Annotated in this window: 19 protein-coding genes and 2 pseudogenes; 11 read left to right on the plus strand and 10 right to left on the minus strand. The window is 63.5% G+C overall.

What is annotated here, in order from left to right:
* The first annotated feature begins 33 nt into the window (after nt 1–33).
* The 9 genes from FJ979_RS03430 to FJ979_RS03470 all read left to right on the plus strand — a co-directional run bounded on the left by FJ979_RS03430 (nt 34) and on the right by FJ979_RS03470 (nt 8,112).
* Nucleotides 34–861, plus strand: a complete 828-nt coding sequence (locus tag FJ979_RS03430) for an AraC family transcriptional regulator (RefSeq protein WP_140557952.1) — start codon at nt 34–36, stop codon at nt 859–861.
* Nucleotides 862–978: 117 nt separating this feature from the next.
* Nucleotides 979–1,422, plus strand: a complete 444-nt coding sequence (locus FJ979_RS03435) for an SRPBCC family protein (protein WP_140515847.1) — start codon at nt 979–981, stop codon at nt 1,420–1,422.
* Between the two features lie 10 nt (nt 1,423–1,432).
* Nucleotides 1,433–2,227: an FAD binding domain-containing protein gene (locus FJ979_RS03440; protein WP_140580043.1), complete on the plus strand. Its 795-nt coding sequence runs from the start codon at nt 1,433–1,435 to the stop codon at nt 2,225–2,227.
* Nucleotides 2,228–2,290: 63 nt separating this feature from the next.
* On the plus strand, nt 2,291–2,773 hold the full coding sequence (locus tag FJ979_RS03445; protein ID WP_140499861.1) for a (2Fe-2S)-binding protein: 483 nt from the start codon (nt 2,291–2,293) through the stop codon (nt 2,771–2,773).
* 10 nt (nt 2,774–2,783) lie between these two features.
* Nucleotides 2,784–4,151, plus strand: a complete 1,368-nt coding sequence (locus tag FJ979_RS33295; RefSeq protein WP_140580044.1) for a xanthine dehydrogenase family protein molybdopterin-binding subunit — start codon at nt 2,784–2,786, stop codon at nt 4,149–4,151.
* Nucleotide 4,152: 1 nt separating this feature from the next.
* Nucleotides 4,153–5,157: a molybdopterin cofactor-binding domain-containing protein gene (locus tag FJ979_RS33300; RefSeq protein ID WP_140499865.1), complete on the plus strand. Its 1,005-nt coding sequence runs from the start codon at nt 4,153–4,155 to the stop codon at nt 5,155–5,157.
* Between the two features lie 8 nt (nt 5,158–5,165).
* The gene (locus tag FJ979_RS03460; protein ID WP_140515853.1) at nt 5,166–6,047 is read left to right on the plus strand and encodes a MoxR family ATPase; all 882 of its coding nucleotides are present in this window, start codon (nt 5,166–5,168) and stop codon (nt 6,045–6,047) included.
* 101 nt (nt 6,048–6,148) lie between these two features.
* Nucleotides 6,149–7,225, plus strand: coding sequence for a VWA domain-containing protein (locus FJ979_RS03465; protein WP_181168641.1), 1,077 nt, complete (start codon nt 6,149–6,151; stop codon nt 7,223–7,225).
* Nucleotides 7,225–8,112, plus strand: a complete 888-nt coding sequence (locus FJ979_RS03470; RefSeq protein ID WP_181167212.1) for an amidohydrolase — start codon at nt 7,225–7,227, stop codon at nt 8,110–8,112. The genes FJ979_RS03465 and FJ979_RS03470 overlap by 1 nt, the downstream gene beginning before the upstream one ends.
* Nucleotides 8,113–8,123: 11 nt before the next feature.
* On the opposite strand, the gene FJ979_RS03475 is transcribed toward FJ979_RS03470, so the two are convergent.
* From FJ979_RS03475 to FJ979_RS03505, 7 genes are all read right to left on the minus strand, one after another.
* On the minus strand, nt 8,124–8,531 hold the full coding sequence (locus FJ979_RS03475; RefSeq protein ID WP_140499869.1) for a carboxymuconolactone decarboxylase family protein: 408 nt from the start codon (nt 8,529–8,531) through the stop codon (nt 8,124–8,126).
* Between the two features lie 258 nt (nt 8,532–8,789).
* Entirely contained in the window at nt 8,790–10,286 is a 1,497-nt protein-coding gene (locus FJ979_RS03480; RefSeq protein ID WP_140499871.1) for a sugar ABC transporter ATP-binding protein, read from the minus strand.
* On the minus strand, nt 10,286–11,335 hold the full coding sequence (locus FJ979_RS03485; RefSeq protein WP_140580045.1) for a hypothetical protein: 1,050 nt from the start codon (nt 11,333–11,335) through the stop codon (nt 10,286–10,288). The genes FJ979_RS03480 and FJ979_RS03485 overlap by 1 nt, the downstream gene beginning before the upstream one ends.
* Nucleotides 11,332–13,455, minus strand: coding sequence for an SMP-30/gluconolactonase/LRE family protein (locus tag FJ979_RS03490; protein WP_140580046.1), 2,124 nt, complete (start codon nt 13,453–13,455; stop codon nt 11,332–11,334). Before FJ979_RS03490 ends, FJ979_RS03485 begins: the two co-directional genes overlap by 4 nt.
* Nucleotides 13,456–13,714: 259 nt before the next feature.
* The gene (locus FJ979_RS03495) at nt 13,715–14,740 is read right to left on the minus strand and encodes a sugar ABC transporter substrate-binding protein (protein ID WP_140557939.1); all 1,026 of its coding nucleotides are present in this window, start codon (nt 14,738–14,740) and stop codon (nt 13,715–13,717) included.
* Nucleotides 14,741–14,858: 118 nt separating this feature from the next.
* Nucleotides 14,859–15,845, minus strand: a complete 987-nt coding sequence (locus FJ979_RS03500; protein WP_140499878.1) for an ABC transporter permease — start codon at nt 15,843–15,845, stop codon at nt 14,859–14,861.
* A gap of 271 nt (nt 15,846–16,116) precedes the next feature.
* Nucleotides 16,117–17,550, minus strand: coding sequence for a DHA2 family efflux MFS transporter permease subunit (locus tag FJ979_RS03505; protein WP_140580047.1), 1,434 nt, complete (start codon nt 17,548–17,550; stop codon nt 16,117–16,119).
* A gap of 37 nt (nt 17,551–17,587) precedes the next feature.
* Here FJ979_RS03505 and FJ979_RS03510 point away from each other — a divergent pair.
* Nucleotides 17,588–17,815 (plus strand): annotated as a pseudogene (locus FJ979_RS03510) (ornithine cyclodeaminase family protein); the annotation flags it as partial.
* Nucleotides 17,815–18,249: pseudogene (locus FJ979_RS03515) on the plus strand (aromatic amino acid lyase); the annotation flags it as partial. The pseudogenes FJ979_RS03510 and FJ979_RS03515, both read left to right, overlap by 1 nt.
* On the opposite strand, the gene FJ979_RS03520 reads toward FJ979_RS03515, so the two are convergent.
* The 3 genes from FJ979_RS03520 to FJ979_RS03530 all read right to left on the minus strand — a co-directional run.
* On the minus strand, nt 18,214–19,014 hold the full coding sequence (locus tag FJ979_RS03520; protein ID WP_140580048.1) for a 3-methyl-2-oxobutanoate hydroxymethyltransferase: 801 nt from the start codon (nt 19,012–19,014) through the stop codon (nt 18,214–18,216). The pseudogene FJ979_RS03515 and the gene FJ979_RS03520 sit on opposite strands and share 36 nt — an antisense overlap.
* A gap of 48 nt (nt 19,015–19,062) precedes the next feature.
* On the minus strand, nt 19,063–19,374 hold the full coding sequence (locus tag FJ979_RS03525) for a MocE family 2Fe-2S type ferredoxin (RefSeq protein ID WP_140515869.1): 312 nt from the start codon (nt 19,372–19,374) through the stop codon (nt 19,063–19,065).
* A gap of 28 nt (nt 19,375–19,402) precedes the next feature.
* Nucleotides 19,403–19,712 (minus strand): fatty acid desaturase (locus FJ979_RS03530; protein WP_181181772.1); only part of this gene is annotated, 310 nt, incomplete at its 5' end.

Here is a 19,712-nt window from a genome sequence, read left to right on the forward strand (position 1 = left end):
AGGGAGGCCAGTCGCCTGCGGGAGGATATACCCATGACGGAAGCGATCAGGCTCTACTGGGGCCGGTTCGGACATGTTTCTGTCCTGAATGTCGCGAGCGACTTCGTCACCCATGCCCATGTCGAGGCACATCTCATCATCTGGCTGGAAGGCACCGCCGGCGAGATGACCATCGGCCGTGAGACGGTCCTGCTTGGACCTGGCACGGCTGCCGGCATCAACTCGCTGCAGCCGCATAGCCATGTGCTGTCGCACGACGGCACCCCAGGCCTGTTCCTCGCCTTTTACATCGACCCGGACTGGGCACGGCGGCGCCGTGACCTGCCCTCGTCCGCGCCGCTTTTCGCGCAGGCGGCAATCACGCTCGAACCCTGGCTGCACCAGGCTGCTGCCGGCCTGCTCGATCATCTGACCGACAATGAGAGCATCGACGATGTCGCCAGTTACGAGATCGAGCGCTTCATCGACTCGGTGCTGGATGCCGCCGACGCTTCAGCTCCGCAGGAGCCGCGCGGCCGCGTGAACACCATGCAGGATTTCCGCGTCCGCAAGGCGATCCAGCTGATGAAGGCCAATGTCTGCGAGCGTATCTCATTCGATGACGTGGCGCGCAGCGTCGGCCTGTCGCGGCCGCATTTCTTCGCCCTGTTCAAGGAACAGACCAGTTTGACGCCTAACGTCTACTGGAACACGCTGCGCATGGAGGAAGCGGTGCGCCAGCTCCAGTGGTCGCATGAGCCGCTGATATCGGTCGCCTGCAATCTCGGCTTCACCACCCAGGGCAATTTCTCGCGTTTCTTCCGCGACCATGTCGGCGTGCCGCCGACGCTGTATCGCGAAGCGGCGCGAGCAGTGTCCTGACGGGCCGGAAACCGGCTATTTTCAGACTGATTGATACGTGCCCAAGACGCATTGATAAGCACCGCGACCACGGTCGGCCTACCGTCCCAAGCAGAATGTTTGCAAGGGAAAGAGCATATGGCTGATGTCACCATCTCCACCGTCATCGACGCGCCGGTCGAAAAGGTCTGGGCGCGCATCCGCGACTTCAACGGACTGCCGAATTGGCATCCGCGCATGGTCGAAAGCCATATCGAGGACGGCAAGGACGCCACCACGATCGGCTGCGTGCGCAACTTCCAGCTGGCCAGCGGCGCGCGGCTGCGCGAAAAGCTGCTCGATTTCTCCGATGAGAATTTCCTCGTCAGCTATTCGATCCTGGAAACGCCGCAGCCGCTCACCAACCACAGGGCTACGCTGCAATTGCGGCGCGTCACCGACGGCGACCGCACCTATGCCGAATGGACCGCCAGCTTCGACGCAGCACCCGAAGAAGCCGACAAGCTGGCCGAGGGCATGGGCGCCAATGTCTTCCAGGGCGGCTTCAACGCCCTGAAGAGCCATTTCGCCGGCCAGGGTTGAGGAGCGGGCCATGGCGCTGGCATTGCAGAGTTTTGCAACGGTGAAAGACGCCAGCGCGGCGCTGAAAGCCGCCGGCACGCGCTATCTCGGCGGTGGCACGCTCGTCTTGCGCGCCGCCAATGAGGGCGACGTTTCGGTCTCCGGCCTTGTCAGGTCGACCGACCCGGCCTTGTCGGTCATCACGGTCTCCGGCGGCACGATCCGCATCGGCGCTTCGGTGACCATGGCGGCGATCGCCCGCCATCCCGAGCTCGGCCAGCTTGCCAAGGCCGCGCGTGCCGTTGGCGGTCCGGCGATCCGCAACATGGCGACCGTCGGCGGCAATCTGTTTGCGCCAAGCCCCTATGGCGATTTCGCAGTCGCCCTGCTGGCGCTGGACGCCATGGTGAGCACCAATGACGGCGAAATGCCGATGGAAGCGTTTCTGGCCAAGCGGGGCGGGAGCCGCGCGATCGTCACCTCGGTCAGCTTCACGCGGCCGGCACAGGGAAGCTTTCGATTCGTGAAGGTCTCGCGGGTAAAGCCCAAGGGCGTCTCGGTACTCAGTATCGCCGCTATCCTGGAACATGCCGGCGACGGCACGATATCCTCGGCGCGCATCGCGCTCGGTTGTATGGCCGACCGGCCGATGCGAGCCAAGACAGCCGAAAAAGCGCTGCTCGGCAGGACACTGGACGCGGACGGCATCGCTTCGGCGCTGGCCGCCGCGAGCGACGGCACCGCACCAATCACCGACCCGATCGCCAGCGCCTGGTATCGCGCGCAAGTGCTGCCGGTTCATCTCGGTCGGCTGCTGCTCAGCTAGTCACATTCGGGGCGCGCGCTTGCCCTGCGGGGCAGGCGCGCAAGGAGCGCGCAAGGAGGAAGAATGGCAAAGGTTCCCGTCCAGTTCACGCTCAACGGTTCTGAGAAGGCCGAATTCGTCGAAAGCGGCACAACGCTGCTCAACGCCTTGCGCGACAAGATCGGCGACACTTCGCCGAAGGGCGGCTGCCATCAAGGCACCTGTGGCGCCTGCTCGGTGATCGTCGACGGTGAGCTCCGGCTGTCCTGTCTGACGCTCGCCGAGACCTGCAACGGCGCTGCCATCACCACCACGTCGGGTCTTGCGGAAGGCGGCGTCCTGCATCCGCTGCAGCGCGCCTTCCTCGACGCCTTCGCCACCCAATGCGGCTTCTGCACGCCGGGCATGCTCATGGCGGCCAAGGTGTTGCTCGACCACACGCCCGATCCCAGCCGCGACGATGTCGTCGAAGCGCTGTCGGGCAACATATGCCGCTGTACAGGCTACGAGCCTATCATCCAGGCGGTGCTCACCGCCGCTCGCGCCAACTCGCAGAACGCGGCCTGAGGGAAGCAAGATGGAACTGCGCAAAAGCTATTTTTCGGACGTCCGCAAGGATGACCTCAACGAGATCGGCCAGCCGAGGCCCCGCTCGGATTCGCCCGGCCATGTCACCGGCAAGACCGCCTATTTCGCCGACCGCAACTTTCCCGGCATGCTGCATCTGAAGATGGTGCGCAGCCCGCACCATCATGCCCGCATCCAATCGATCGATACGTCCGAAGCGGAAAAACATCCGGGCGTGGTGAAAATTCTCACCGCCAGGGACGTCCCGCACAATGTCTACACCATCCTGATCCTGATCCAGATCGGGCCGGAGGACGAGACGGTTCTGGCCGACGGCAAGGTGCGCTGGAAGGGCGAGGCCGTGGTGGCGGTGCTGGCCGAGACGGAGCGCGCCGCCCAGGAAGCCGCGGCCAAGGTCAAGGTCGACTACGAGGTGCTGCCTGCCGTCTTCGACATGGAGGAAGCGCTGAAGCCCGGCGCGCCCCTCGTCAACGAGTATCACGGCCAGAACCACTATCTCTATGACAGCGGCGAGTGCCGCAAGGTGCGCTTCGGCGATGTCGAGGCGGGGTTTGCCGAGGCCGACTACGTCCTCGAACAAAGCTACCAGTCCTCGCCGATAGAGCATGCGCCGACCGAGACCACCGGCTGTATCGTGGCACCGGAGGGCAATGACCGCTTCACCTGCTATACCAACACGCAGGCGATGTTCTTCACCCTCGACAACACGTCGATCATTTTGCAGATGCCGGGCAGCAAGCTGCATTTCGTCGGCGGCACGGTCGGCGGCGGCTTTGGCGGCAAGGTCGATGTCATCGTCGAACCGATCGCGATCCTCGGCGCCAAGCTAACAGGGCGACCGGTCTGTTTTACCTACAGCCGCGAGGAGGAGATGCAGATTTCGTCACCTCGCGCGGCCGAAAAGGTCGTCATCAAGGACGGCGTGATGAAGGACGGCCGCATCGTCGCGCGCAAAGTCACCGGCTACACCGACGCCGGCGCCTACTCCCGCCATTCGCCCTATGGCGCCCAGAAGGGCGCGGGGCACTATCCCGGCCCCTACACCATCCCCAATGTTTGGATCGACACGTACTGCGTCTACACCAACCGCACCCCCTCCTCCGCCATGCGCGGCTTCGGCGTCACCATCGGTGACTTCGCGCTGGAGGTGCAGATGGACAAGCTGGCGCGGCTGATCGGCATGGATCCGCTCGAATTCCGCTTCATCAACGCCTATCGCGACGGCGATATGAAGGCGCATCGCCAGCCGACCGAAGGGGCGGCCCTCATAGAGTGCATGCAGGAGGCCTCGCGCGCGGCCAACTGGCCCGTGGCTGAGAAATACATGGCAATGTCCTCCTACGTGAAGGGAGCTTGAAATGGCGATCAGGCGTGGACGCGGCGTCGCCGCGATTAACTATCCCACGGGCATGAACCTTGGCGGCGATCCCACCCAGGCGCTGGTGCATTCGACCCCAACCGGCAATTTCATGGTGACCCTATCATCGGTCGATCTCGGCCAGGGCATGAAGCAGATCATGGCGCAGATCTGCGCCGAGACAATCGGCGTGCCGACCGACCGCGTCGTCGTCGACACCGCCGATACCGACACCGGCCCGCACTGCATGGGCACTTTCGCCTCGCGCGGCACGCACCGCGCCGGCAACGCCGTCATCCAGGCGGCGAGGGAAGCCCGCCAGGTGATGCTGGAAGTGGCGGCGGAGGAATTGGAGGTGAACGCCTCCGACCTCGAGACCGACGGCCAGGGCAACATCCTGGTGAAAGGGGCGCCGCAGAAATCGATCTCGATCTTCGACGTCGCGCTTTCGGCGCATTTCAAGCGCGGCCGCTCGATCTCGGGACGCGGCATGTTTCTCATCCCGCGCTCCTATCCGGAGAAGGAGACCGGCGCGATGAAGCCGTCGACCTGCTACGCGCATGCCTGCACCGTGGCGGAGGTCGAGGTCGACGACGAGACCGGCGAGGTGACGGTGCTGGCGGTGAAGAACGTCTTCGAGATCGGCCGTGCGCTGAACCCCAAGATGGTCGAGCAGCAGCTGGTCGGCGGCTCCTGGATGGGCATCAGCCACGCGCTCTACGAAACGACCGAGCCCTATTATCCCAGCCGTGACCACGGCGGCACCGACTTCAATCAGTATCTGATGCCAGGTCCCGGCGATCTGGCCGAAACCGAGGTCATCGTGCTGGAGCGGCCCTCGGCAGATGGTCCTTACGGCGCCAAGGGGCCCGGCGAAATGTGCGCCAATCCACAGATTCCGGCGGTCGCCAATGCCGTTTTCGACGCTGTCGGCGTGCGCATCGACACGCTACCGATCACGCCGGAACGCATTTTGCGTGCGCTCAAGGCGCAAGCGACGACCTGAGGACCGACATGCCCGAGGTAAACGCCGAAACGGTCGCGACTTCGCCAGAAGCGGTCGCCGAGCGCCTCGCTGCCTCGCATTATCTGGCTGATGAAAGCCTGGCGACGGCCATCTTCCTGGCGATCCGGCTGGGCAAGCCGCTGCTGCTCGAAGGCGCTCCGGGCGTCGGCAAGACGGAAGCGGCCAAGGCAATCGCCGGGCTGCTCGGCCGCGATCTGGTGCGGTTGCAATGCTATGAAGGCATAGACGCCGCGCATGCGCTCTATGAGTGGAACTACCAGCGCCAGCTGCTCGCCATCCGCCATGCCGGCGAGCAAGAAGTCGATATCTACGACGACCGCTTTCTGATCGCCCGCCCGCTGCTGCAGGTCCTGAAGGCGCCGGAGCAGCGCATCCTGCTGGTCGACGAGATCGACCGTTCCGACCACGAATTCGAGGCGCTGCTGTTGGAGTTTCTTTCCGACTTCCAGATCAGCATTCCCGAGCGCGGCACCATCCGCGCCACCGCACAGCCGATCGTCATCCTGACCTCCAACCGCACCCGCGAACTCGCCGAAGCGCTCCGGCGGCGTTGCGTCTATCACTGGATTGGCTATCCCGATGCCGAGCGTGAGGCGGCCATCATCATGCTGCGCGCCGGCGATGTCGCAGAGGCAACGGCACGCGCCGTGGCCACAGCCGTGCAGACCATCCGCGCGCGTCCACTCGCCAAGCCGCCCGGCATCGCCGAGGCGGTCGAATGGGCCAATGCCGCGACCATTCTCGAAAAAGGCGGCAGTCCATGGCCGGAAGCCTTCCGCCGCGCCATCGGCGTGCTGATCAAGGACGAGGAGGATCTGTCCTACATCGCGCCCGAGCTCGGCCGGATCGTCGACGAGGTGCTGGCGTGAGCCGCGACGTCATTCAGCAACGCGGGCGGGGCAGCGCCCCCCTCTGTCCTGCCGGACATCTCCCCCGCGCCGCAACGCCCTTGCTCAGCTTCGCTCGCCTGCTGCGCCGCTACGGCTTCGCTATTGCCCCGGAACAAGTCTCCCGCTTCATGCAGGCCGTGACCCTGCTGGGGCCGCGCTCGATGGCGGACATCCGTGAGGCGGCCCTGGCCACACTAGCGCCGCCGCCTGACCGCCGCGACGAATTCGAAGCGCATTTCCAGAGCCATTTCTATGGCAACGCGTCAGCTGTGATCGATGGCGATGCAGACGAGGAAACGCGCATCAAGGATGATGGCGGTGCCGACGACGAACGGATCGAGGCCGAGCAGAAACAGGAAGGCGGCGAGTTGTCTTCCGCCCTGGAGCAGTTGAGCTCGCGCGACTTCCAGCGCGACGACGACAGTCTGACCGCGTTTCGCCGAAAGCTGTCATCGGCCCTGCCCGCCCGACGTTCCTTCCGCACCGTGCGTACCCATTCGCGCGGCAAGCTCGACCTGCGCCGCTCGCTCAGGGAAATCGTCGGCGCAGATGGCGATGTCCCCTCGCCGCTGCTGCGCCGCCGCCAGACCGTGCCGCGCAAACTGCTGCTCTTGATCGATGTCTCCGGCTCGATGAAGCTGCACACCGCCGACTATCTCAAGCTGGCGCATGCCGCCGTGCAGGGCGCGGACCGCGCAGAGATCTTTACCTTCGGCACGCGGCTCACCCGCATCACCTCGGCATTGCGCATCCGCGACCGCGATCAGGCGCTGGCGCGCGCGGCGGCCCAGGTCGACGATTGGGATGGCGGCACCCGCATGGGACCGACCCTGCTGGCATTCCTCTCGGTGCCGCGCTTTTCGTCGTTCACGCGCGGCGCCGCGGTCGTCATTCTCTCCGACGCGCTGGAGCGCGGCGACCATGCCGAACTGGAGATTGCCATGCGCAGGCTTAGCGCCCGCGCCTTCCGGCTGTCGCTGGCGACCCCGCTGGCCGGCGATCCGCGCTTCCAGCCGGCGACAGCGGCGCTGCGCGCCATCCTGCCCGACCTCGACGATCTGGTCGACGGCTCGTCGCTGGCCGGCCTCACCGATTTCATCCTGTCGCTCGCACGCCCCGCCCCGGCGGCCGCGACCATCTGGAAAAGGGTATCGTGATGCAGAAAGCCATCGACGCGCATTTCCACATCTGGCGCCAGAAGGACCAACCATGGCTGGTCGGCCCGATGGTGCCGCGCATCTTCGGCCCTTACGAACCGATCCGCCGCGACTATCCGATCGATGAATTTTTGGCCGACCAAAAAGGTTCCGGCGTCGAAAAAGCCGTTTATGTCCAGACCAACTGGGCCAAGGAGGATTTCGAGAAGGAGGTCGCCTTCCTGCAGAAGACCGCTGACGAGACCGGCTGGCCGCACGCCATCGTCGGCTATGCCGACATGACGGTGGACGATGTCAGGCCGCAGATCGACCGGTTGATGAAATACAGGCTGCTGCGCGGCGTGCGCATGCAACTGCACTGGCACGAGACCCCGGCCTTCCGCTTCGCCGCCTCGGCCGACCAGGTGATCGACCCCAAGGTCCGCGCCAACGTCGCGCGGCTGAAGGATTACGGCCTGTCCTTCGACCTGCAGCTCTTCCCCGCCCAGATGAAGGACGGGCTGACGCTGGTCGGCGAAAACCCGGAGACGAATTTCATCCTGACCCACGCCGGCATGCTGACCGGCATGGAACCGGAAACCACCGAAGCCTGGAAGGCCGGCCTGCGCACGCTGTCGGCGGCGCCCAATCTCTACGCCAAGCTGTCTGGCCTCGGCACCTTCGTTCACCGCAACGACCCGGCGCTGATCGCCTACATCATCGACAATGCGATCGATATTCTTGGCAGCGACCATCTGATGTTCGGCTCGAACTTCCCGATCGAGAAGCTCTGGACCGGCCACGCCGAACTGATCAAGGCGCACCGCGATGCGGTGGAGAAGCATGGCACGGCGGCGGAAGCCGACATTTTCTGGAACGCGGCGGAGAAGGTTTACAGGCCGGTGTAGCGCGTCTTTCCTCACTTCACCTCGAACTGTGGATCGACCGGGATCTGCATTGCCGTCACCAGATGGTTGGTCTGCCCCGCCAACCCGATGATCGACACCAGTTCGCCATGCTGTGCGTCTGTCATGCCCTTGGCGCGCGCCGCCGCGGTGTGCGAATGGACGCAATAGGAGCAGCCATTGGCGGTCGACACCGCGATGTAGATCATCTCCTTGGTCAACGGATCGATCGCACTGTCTGCAACCATCACCGCCTTGAGCTGTTCCCAGATACGCTTCAGCGCCGCAGGATCATTGGCCAGCCCGCGCCAGAAATTATTGACGAAATCGGATTTGCGCGTCGCGCGGATGTCGTCGAACACCGCCTTTAAGGCCGGGATTTTCTCCACCTCGGCATCGCTCAGGAGTCTGGTGGTGGCCATGGTGTTTCCTTTCGTTTTTTCAATGCCGGACGTTTGAATCGGACGCTGAACAGCCGCCGCCAATCCATTCACTTCATTCGCCTATTCGCCTTTTGCGACGCAAACAGCACCGCGAGGGTATGTCGAGATTCAAGTCAGGCCGAGTCGAAAACGACGGGTTCCGAGAACCGGAGCGGAGCGTACTTGAAGTACGTGAGCACCGGGAGCGCAGGAAGCCGGCGTTTGCAGGCCGGCCTCACCTGAATACCGACACACCCTCTAATGCACCGCCGCATACATAATCTTCTCCTCCGTCGCCTCCGCCGGCGAAAACTCTTCGACGATGCGGCCCTGGCGGCAGACCAGGATCCGGTCGGACAGGTTCATGATCTCCGGCAGGTAGGACGAGATGACCACGACGGCCAGACCCTCGTCTGCCAGCCGGTTGATGATCTGGTGGATCTCGGCGATGGCGCCGACATCGACGCCGCGCGTCGGCTCGTCGAAGATGACGACGCGCGGCTTCTGCACCAGCCCCTTGCCGATAACCACCTTCTGCTGGTTGCCGCCGGAAAGCTCGACCACGCGCGCATTGTCGTTGATCGCCTTGATATTCAGCGTCTTGGTCCATTCGGCGGAAAGCGCGCGCATTTCCTGCTGGTTGATCACCCAGGCCGTTTCGCGGCCGGCTGCCAGCAGCCCGCCGAACAGGTTCTCGGCAATGCCCATCGTCTCGAAAATGCCTTCGCTCTTGCGATCCTCCGTGACGTAGACGATGCCGTCGGCTACCGCTTCGCTCGGCACGAGATAGCGCACCGGCCTGTCGTCCAGCTCGATCGCCCCGCCGCGCAGGAAATCGCGTTTGTAGATGCCGGACACGATTTTGAACGTCTCGGTACGGCCGGAGCCGATCAGCCCGAAGACGCCGGTGATCTGGCCTTCGAAGATCGAGAACGAATTGTTGCGCACGACATTGCTCATTGAGATGTCCTGCACCGACAGAACTTTCTTGCCCGCCTTGCGCAGCCTGGCCTCGTCTCGCTGGCGATAGATCTGCCCGGACAGCGTGCGCCCGACCATGGCGGCAACGATCCGGTCGCGATCGAAGGCCGACGTGTCGTCGGTGATGGCCAACTCGCCGTCGCGCAGGATGGTGATACGGTCGGCAATCAGCAGCGCCTCTTCCAGCGCATGGCTGATGAAGACGATGGAGACGCCGCGCGCCTTGAGCCGCCGGATCAGCGCGAAGAAGTGCCGCTTTTCCTCCGGCGTCAACGTCGCGGTCGGCTCGTCGAAGATGATGATCTCGGCATTGTGGTGCACGGCGCGCGCGATCTCGACCATCTGGCGCTTGGCCGCGCCAAGCGTCGCCACCATGGCGTTCGGGTCGACCGGAAAATTCAGCGACTGCAGGAACTGCTGCGCGGAAATGTAGGTGCCGCGCAGCCGGTTGAGGAATTTCTCGGTGCCGAGATAAAGATTCTGCGCCACCGTCATCGACGGCACCAGGCTGGTCTCCTGGAACACCATTGCGATGCCCGCCTCGAGCGCCGCATGCGGCGAGGCGTAAGCGATCTCGCGTCCCTTGTGGAACATCTTGCCCGAACTGGCGTCGACCACTCCGGCGATGATCTTGGTCAGCGTCGACTTGCCGGCGCCGTTTTCGCCGAGCAGCGCGTGGATCTCGCCCTTGCGCAATTCGAAGCTGACATTCTTGACCGCGGGCACGCCGCGATAATTTTTGGTGACATTCTCCAGGCGCACGATTGGTTCCATCAAAACCCCCCGGCATCGACAGCCAACACGCAGTCGCCGCCCTTCGAGGCGACGAACAGTTCGCCATCTTTTTCAACCACGCTGCAAATGCCGTGACGTATGCCGTTGGCGCGGCTGTGCAGGCTGAACCGAGGCTGCATCTTCTGGTCGAGCCTGACCACCAGACCGTAGGAGCGGCTCGGCGACCAGGGCTTGTGGATGCCCATCGTGCGGATGCCGCCGCATTGCAGCGGTTCGAGGAAGCTGCGGCTTGAGGCCAGAGCCGGTGCGATCCAATAGGCCGGCGGCACCTGCTCGATCATGTCCTGACGGTAATGCGTCTCCTGCAGCACGAATTCGATCAGCCGGTTGCGCGGCACAAACAGGGTCAGCCAGGCGCCGCCATCGGCTGCCGGCGACAGCCGCGCGGGATAGCCGGGCAGATGGGTCAACACCGTCGAGCGGCTGCCGCTTGCCGCCTCGAAGCGGATGAGTTGATGGCGCCAGCTCTCGCTCACCAGCACATCCCTGCCGATGGGATGGAGCCCATAGGGAAAGGCGATGGCGCCGGCCACCTTGCGGAAGGTCCCGCCTGCCGCATCCTGCTTCCAAAGCGATCCGGACGCGCCTTTCTTCATCAGGTCGGCCGCCCATTGTGATGGTGCGAATTCGGCCGAACCATTGGCCAGCCACAGAGCGCCGTCACCGGGATAGGCGAGCGCGGTGATGCAGCTGACACCAGCCGGTAGCGAAACATCCCTACCGCCGACCAGGAGCTTGCCGCTTTCCAATCCGACCGTCAGCTCACCCGATGGCGAGAACGCCAGCGCGGTAACGGTGGACGCAAAGGTCTCGACCAACTTGGGCGCGGTACCGGCGGCAATCGAATAAACGGCGTTGCCGCTGGAAGCGAGCAGCTTGTCGCCAGAGATCAGCAGATTGTCCGGCTCGGTCAGTTCGGCAAACGCCGGCGCATCGTCAAGCTGCGTGTTGGGTCGGAAAGCGCCATCCAGCGGCGGGATCGTCACCGCCTTGCCGCGAAATAAATCCAGGATGGGATCGAGGATCATCGCTTTGCTCCCCAATAGGAAGCCGGGCTGGTCCAGTTCGGATCGGCACCCGAGATCTTGTAGCGGCCGATGCGGTTGTTGAGGATGCCGCCGACGAACAGAAAACCCTTGTGCTCGCGCATCGAGGTGACCATCGGATGCGCGCTGCCGGTAAGGTCGCCCAACGCCTCGACGATGTCGCCCTTCTCCGTGAATTTCACCACGCCGCCGGTGTTGATGTTGGGGAACAGCCATTCGTCCTGCGGCAGCCGGCGTGTCATGCGCTTGCGCATGTCGGGATGGCGCAGCGACAGGTCGAAGCTCGGGGTGCGCATGCCGAGCCACGCCATCCAGTAATTGCCGTCGGAAGCGCGGTTGATGTTGTCGGGGTAGCCCGGCATGTCCCGGATGACGCATTCGGCGGTGCCGGCCTTCGGCCCTTCCAGCCAGTAGCGATGCACACGGCAGGCCCAGCTCTCGGCGAAGAACAGCGACTTGCCGTCATGCGCCATGCACACGCCGTTGGTGTAGCGGTAGCCGTCGAGCAGCGTCCTGGTCGATCCGTCCTTCGGATCATAGACCAGCAGGCGGCCGGTGGCGCGGTTCTCGATCGAATCCAGCGCCCAGTCATGCGCGTCGTAGCGCTTGGTCGAGTCGGTGAAATAGATGCGGCCGTCCGGTGCTATGTCGCAGTCGTTGGGATCGCGCAGCCGTGCGTCGTCGACGACCGATGTCCAGGAGCGCGACGTTTCGGCCGACAGGCGTTTGACCTCACGATCGGGCGAGACGGAATAGAGCCCCATGGCGCCGACACAACTGATCAGATTGCCTGATTTGTCGAAGGCAAGGCCGAGCGGAAAGCCGCCGATATGAGCGAACACTTCCGACTTCACATAGTCCGGTGCGAAGAAGCGGACGATCTCGCCATGGCGCGTGCCGCAATAGAGGTGGTCGTCACGGTCGAGGATGACATCTTCCGGTCCCTCCAGTTCGCCGAGCCCGATATGGTCGGCGCCCGACAGCCGATTGTCGAGTTCGTATGATGTGCCGGAGCCGGGCGCCGCCGACTGCGTCTCGCCCATCCTGAGATAGACCGGCGCGACATAGACCTCGTTCAGCACCTTGTGGCGGTTCTTCAGCCAGCGGATGTCGATCGTCACCGCCACCGCCAGCATGATGCCCAGCACCATCTGGTTGGTGCCGGTACCGTAGCCCAGCCTGATCAGACCGTTGGTCATGCTGAGCACGATGATGGCGCCCATCAGCCCCTTGATCACCGAGCCGCGCCCGCCGCCGAGGCTGACGCCGCCGACCACCGCCGCGGTCAGCGCCATGATCTCAAGGTTGAGGCCGGTGCCCGGCCCTGCTCCGCTCAGCCGGCAAGCTATGAGGAAGCCGCCGATCGAGGCGCAGAAGCCTGAGAAGACATAAGTCATGAACACGGTGCGGCGCACACGGATGCCGGCATTGTGGGCAGAGCGCCGGGAGCCGCCAACCGCCAGCACATGCCAGCCGGGCCGCGAGCGCGTCAGCGCGATATGAGTGACGATGGCGAGGATAATGGCCAACCACACCGAGACCGACAGGCCCCAGAAGGTGCCGTCGCCGATGAAGTCGAGCACATCGGAGGTGGCTTGGGACAGCTGCACATCGGCGGCATAGGTGGTGACCAGGATGTCGAACAGCGCCCGCCCGAAAATGAAGGTCACCAGCGTGGTGAGGAAGGCGCGCAGCCTGAGGTATCCGACGAGATAGCCGTTGACGGCGCCGAAGACGAGGCCGGCGGCAAGCGAAGCGGCCAGCGCCAGCCAGATCGACTGTTCGAGGATGAAGAAGACATAGACGGCCGAAAAGCAGGACAGCGCAAAGATCGAGCCGACCGACAGGTCGATGCCGCCGCCAAGCATCACCACCGTCATGCCGGTGACGACCATCGAGAATTCACCGAGCTGGCGGGTCGATTCCTGCAGCGAGGTCAGTTTGAAGAAGCCCGGAATGATCGAACCGAACACGCCGAGTGTTGCCACCAGTGCCAGGAAGGGAATGGCATTGTCGGTCCAGCGCTTGGTCAGTATCTCGCCGACCAGATGGTCGGGCACGAGATTGTAGCGCCAGGCCTGGAGGCGTTCGCGAAAGGACATCAGGTCACTGCTATTGCGAGAGAAGAGAAAAAGGTGGCCGGGTAATCGCTCCGGAGCAATTCTCAACTTCGCCGCTGCCCCTCATCCGCCTGCCGGCACCTTCTCCCCGTGAAGAACGGGGAGAAGGGATAAGCTCCAGCGTCGACACCCCCTCTCCCCGTTTTCACGAAGAGAGGGTAAGGTGAGGGGCAGCGCCGAGGTTGGAGATTGTCCACGTACAACCCGGCCGCCATGTTGATATTAGGCGTAAACTCGCGACCTACTTCGCCGCAGCTTCCGCTTGCAGCGCCTTCAGGTCCCAGCAGCTGTCGGGCTTGAGGTCGGCCTTGGTCGTCGCCTTCTCCAGCGTGTAGATGTAGGTGTGCGACGTGCCGGCCGGCTGGCCGCTCTGCAGCAGGAACTTTATGATGGCGTTCATGTCCCCCGACTGCCGGGCAAGGTCGGTCATGACAACCGCGCCATAAGTGCCGTCCTGCAGCTTGTCGCAGTCGGCCGCCTTTTCGCCGCCTCCGGTGGTGACCAGGAAAACCTTGCCCTCGAGCTTGGCATCACGGATCGCGGCCGACGCGCCAGTAGCATCACCATCCCAGAAGTCGATGATCGAGCAGATGTCGGGGTTCTGCTGCAGCATCGTCGTCGTGACATTGCGCGAGGTGGTCGCATCCCAGTTGGAGTCGGGCTTGGCCACGACCTGAAACTCGGGATGCTTTTCCAGTACCTTCATGATGCCGGCGTACTGATAAAGGCTGGAGGAGTTCGCTTGATCGCCCTGCACAAGGCCGATCTTTTTGGACGAGTTCTCGCCGCAGCCCTTGATCGCGGCTTCCGCCTCGAGTTGGCCGAGCCGGTCCCAATCGCTGCCGACAAAGGCATCGGCCGGGAAATTGGCGGGATTGTCGACCAGGATCACGTAGGTGCCGGCTGCCTGCGCCTTCTTCATCAGCTTGGAGTAGGAATTGAGGTCGGGCGCGTGGATGATCAGCACGTCAGGCCTGGTGTCGGAGGAGATGGCATCGGTGATCGCCTGCGCGCCGGCATCGACGACCCAGTTCGGATCGCGCGTCTCGAACGTGCCGCCCCAGGCCTCGACTTCGGTCTTCAGATAGTGCGCCCAGCCCTGCGCCAGGTCGAAGCCCATCGCCAGCGGCACCAGCATGACGCGTTTGCTCTTGAGTGCCTGCGCATAGGCAGCGGGGCCCGGATCGTCGGCAGCGAAGCTCGGCGCCACGAACGCGGTGACCGCAAGCGCCGTCGCGGCGGCCATCAATGTTTTGATCAGTTTCATGTCACATCCTCTGGTTGGTCGTTGTTATTTACGGCCGGCCCCAACCGTCCGCTTTGGTTTAGTCTTCCTGTTTGAGCATGATCTTTTCCGAAAAGTTCCCACTTTTCGGGATCATGCTCTAGATGTCGCCCTGCTGCGCCGTCTGTTCGTCACGCGGATTGATGATGCCGTCGACGATGATGGCACCGAGCAGGATCGCCGCCTTGATCAGGTTTTGGTAGAGCAGCGGAATGTCGATGATGGTCATCGCATTGAGCAGGATGCCGATCAGCGCCGCTCCGACCAGCACGTTTCGCACCCCGCCTCGTCCGCCCGAAAGCCCGATGCCCCCGATCACCGCCACCAGCACGATGTCGTAGAGCAGCGTCGAGTTGACGACGCGGGTGTTGATCGAATGCAGGCTGGCCGCTGTCAGCAGGCCGGCGATCAGCGCCACGAAGGCGGAAAGCACATAGCGCAGCACCAGCATCGGCCGCACTGGAATACCGATGTTGCGCGCGGCGACCGGATTATCGCCGGCGAAATAGATGTAGCGGCCCCATTTGGTGTAGCGCAGGAATAGGAAGAACAGGAAAGCCAGTGCAGCGAAGACGAACACCTCGATGGGAATGTCGAGGAAGCGCAGGCCGCCAAGCAGTTCCACCCAATGGCCCTGCGGCACCGGAACCGCATCCTGCGTGATCAGTTGCGAGCGCACATAGCCGAAGACGAAGGAGCCGGTGGCAAGCGTCACGAAGATCGCCGGCACGTCGGCGTAAGCGACGAGAAAGCCGTTGAGCAGGCCGATGGCGAGCACGCCGGCCAGCACATAGGCGAAGGCGAGCCCGTCAGGCGTTCCTGAATTCATCAACTGCAGATACCAGGCGACCGACATCGCCATGATCGCCACCGCCGAGAGGTCGATGCCACGGCCAATGATGACGACCGCCATGCCCAATGCCAATATGCCCAGTACCGAGACCGAACGAACGATGGCAACGAGATTGTTCGGAGCGATGAAGCCCGGCAGGCCTATGGCCGCGGCAATGAACAGCATCACCGCTATGGCAAAGACAATACCTTCCTGGTTCAGGCTCTTGAAACTCGGCCGACCGATCGCGTTCATTGTCTGTCTTCACCCCGGCGGCAGCGCTGCCGCCCCTGGGAAGAAAGCTAATCGGCTCAACGTCGGTTCGTCAAATGAATCCGCGTTCAAAACACGGACTGCCGACGAGACTCGCGATGTGGACGCATTGATTGCTGATGCTGGCGCAATGCCCGGAAACTTCAGCACTTTTGGCAATTGTTTGCGCCATCCCTGCGTCTTGCGCAAGCACGACACCAAGGCGCAAGGCGAAGATGGAATTTAACCCTGCGGTGGATGGGAAAATTCGATTTCAGTTCCCGGTCATGTGGCCGGAAACCTCGGCGCCGGCGGTCCTCGGCAACACCAGGAAACGGAACGACGCCACCAGCCCGATGACGCCGATCACCAGGAAGGTGACTCGAAAATCGACGAGGTCCAGCGCCGGCTGGGCCCTGGCGATCTGCGACAGGTTGAGGATCGCCGCAGCTATCGCCACACCGAACAGCATTGCCACCTGCTGCAGCATCGAGGACAGGGTCGCCGCCGAGCTGCGCTGCGCCGCGGCGATATCGGCGAAGGCCAGCGTGTTCAGCGCCGTGAACTGCATGGAACGCGACAGGCCGGCGATCAGCATCAGCCCCACCACGAGCGCCTGCGGCGTCTGCGGCGAGATCGCCGCGCAGGCCATGATCGATGCGGACGCAATGACGCCGTTGACGACCATCACCGAACGAAAGCCGAAGTGGCGCAGCATCGGCGTCGTCACCGTCTTCATCCCGAGATTGCCGAGGAAATAGGCCAGGATCATCATGCCGGCATCGACCGGGCTCATGCCAAAGCCGACCTGGAACAAAAGCGGCAGCAGGAACGGCGTGGCGTTGATCGCGACGCGGAATATGGTGCCGGCCGCAAGCGTCGAGATGGCGAAGGTCAGCACCTTGAACGAGGACAGGTCGAGCAGCGGATGGGGCGCGCGCCGGAGATGCCGCACCGCCAACCAGCCGATGACGATCCCTGCCGCGACCAGCAGCACCGTCGGCAGCACGCCGTCGTCGGGATGCGCGATACGCTCGAGGCCGCAGAGAAGGCAAGCAAGTCCCGCCGATGTCAGGAAGAAACCCGGCCAGTCGAGTGGCTTGGGATCGGCTTCACGGTCACCGGGGATGAAGCGGGCGACCAGCGCCAGCCCGATCAGCCCAAGCGGGATGTTGATGAAGAAATTCCAGTGCCAGGAGAGATAGGTGGTGATGAAACCGCCAAGCACCGGACCAACGACAGGCGCGAACAGCGCCGGCCAGGTGATGAGCGCGGTTGCGTTGAGCAGTTCCGATTTTGACGCGTTGCGCAGCACCAGGATGCGGCCGACCGGCGTCATCAATGCGCTGCCCAGCCCTTGCGCGGCGCGCGCCGCGACGAACTCGGTGAGATTCTCGGAGAAGCCGCAGGCGAGCGAAGCCAGCGTGAACAGTGCGATCGCCATCAGGAAGATGTTGCGCGCGCCGAACCGGTCGGCGAGCCAGCCCGACAGCGGCACGAACACCGCCATGGTCAGCATATAGATGGTGATGCCGATGCTCATCGCCACCGCCGGCACGCCGAAGGAGGCACCCATCTGCGGCAGCGACGTCGAGATGATCGTCGAATCCAAGAGCTGCATGAAGAAGGCAATGGCGACCATCAGCGCCACACGCCGCGAATTGCTGGCTGGGTCGGCTAAAACTTCAGTCTCGGGGATGGCAGTCATGACGGACCGCTTTGAACAGCATTTGGCCGGCGGCGTCCAGATCCGTGACCATTCGCGCCGGCCGGAAAAGCCGCGACGGCTTTGCCGCCAGGCTCTCCACCGATCTCGGCAAGCCGGTCAAGGCTGTGGCCGACTGGCAAAGTTGCGTCGAGGCGCCGACATCGTCGTCGAGGCCTCGCGGCTGCCGGAACCGCAGCCGCTGCTGAAGACCGAGTGGATCAAGCGTGGCACGCTGGTCGTGCCCTATGGCACGATGAGCGCGGTCCGAAATACCTGTCGCCGGTCGGCGGCGCATCGGCCGGCTTCGTGCCGCTGCAGAAGACGGTAACATCGATCCTGGCCGCCATCCGCCACAAGGCCAATCCGGTGATGCTCGATTTCCTGCCCGTCTCCGAGGGCGTCGAGGACCATGCCACGCAGACGCCGCTGGCCGTTTCGAAATGCGCCGCCATGATCGCACTGTGGCGCCGGTTGATCGCCTTCGAACTGATGGCGGCCGCCCAGGCCGTCGACCTGCGCGACGGGCAGACGCTGGCGCCGCGCATGGCCGCTATCCATAAGGCGATACGCGCGCTGGTGCCGGCGCTGAAGGAGGATCGGCCGCTCGGCATCGAAGCCGAAGCGCTTCATGCCGCGCTTGTCGATGGGAATTGGCAGCCGATCTTAGCCCCGGCCGACCTTGTCGAGGAACAGACGTAGCTCGGCCGGGTCCATGTGCACCACATGCCTGTCCTCGGGATAGACGCCGCTGTTGACGTCGGCGACATATTCGGAGAATGCGGCCACCCGCTCCGCCTGCAACCGATCATATTCAGCGGCGAAGTTGCGATAGACCTTGGAGTGTCGTGGCATGTGGCCCCGATTCTGCCCGAGGATATCTTCGGCGAACAGATATTGCGCGTCGCAACCGGTGCCCGCGCCCATCGACAGCATGATCAGCGAAGTGCGCTCCGAGATTGCCTTGGCGACCTCGACCGGCACCACTTCGATCTCGGCGCCGATGGCGCCGGCGGCCTCGAGCTGTTTCACCGCTTCGAACACCTGTATGGCGGTGCCGGCGGTCTTGCCGACCGCCTTGAAGCCGCCGGTCCATGTCGCGCGGGATGGAATGAGGCCGACATGGCCGATGACGGGGATGGCATCGTCCGCCATGCGTTTGATGGTGGCGTAGCCCGCGCTGCAATAGACCGCGTCGGCGCCGGCCTTGTAGAGCCGGAAAGCCCAACGCAGGAAATCATCCGATGTGCCGATTTCGTAGAAATTGTCTCCCGGCATGGTGAACAGGCTCGGTGCCGCATCGCGGTATTGCGGGTTGAGCACGAGTTCCGGCGGCACGGAGACGATATCGACCCCTGCCCGCTCGGCGGCTTCCGCTTCGTCCAGTGTCAGCACGCGCAGCATCGTCAGCTGACGCTTGCCCTTCATGGCGCGCAGGTCGGCAACGGTCGGTCTCTTTCGGCTCATAAACGTCCCTCTTTTGCTTGCCGCGGTGCCGGATCGGTTTGCCGCGCTTTAGATCTCGATCATCACCTTGCCAGCTTCGATCTTCACCGGATAGGTCGCAAGATTGACGCAGACCGGCGCGCCCTTGGCCTGGCCGGTCTTATAGTTGAAGCGGCCATTGTGCTTTGGACATTCGATGATGTCGTCCATCACCAGCCCGTCGGCGAGATGTGCCTTCTCATGCGTGCAGAAACCGTCGGTGGCGAAGAATTCATTGTCCGGGGAGCGATAGATCGCGAAGGTTCGGCCACCGTGGTCGAAGCGGATGACATCCTCTTCCTCGACATCGTCCACCGCACACGCTTCAATCCAATCGACCATCTCTGTCTCCCGCAACCATTCGCGATCCTTATTCAGCCGCCGCCGACATGTCGAACTCATGGAATTCGCCGCGATAGGGCCTGGCCGTCGGCGGCAGCTCGCGCTTGAGGTAGTAGTCCTCGTATTTCAGCTGCCTGAGCAGGACCGGCCAGACCTCGCGATAGGCATGCCACATCGACGGGTTCGGCACGGGCAGGTCGTGCTTGATCAGCTCATGCAGCCTGGGCAGCGCATGATAGGGCACCATCGGGAACATGTGGTGCTCCACATGATAGTTCATGTTCCAGTAGATGAACCGGCTGATCGGGTTCATGTAAACGGTGCGCGTGTTGAGCCGG

Source organism: Mesorhizobium sp. B1-1-6 (assembly GCF_006443035.1).
In the GTDB taxonomy this organism is placed as follows: Bacteria; Pseudomonadota; Alphaproteobacteria; order Rhizobiales; family Rhizobiaceae; genus Mesorhizobium.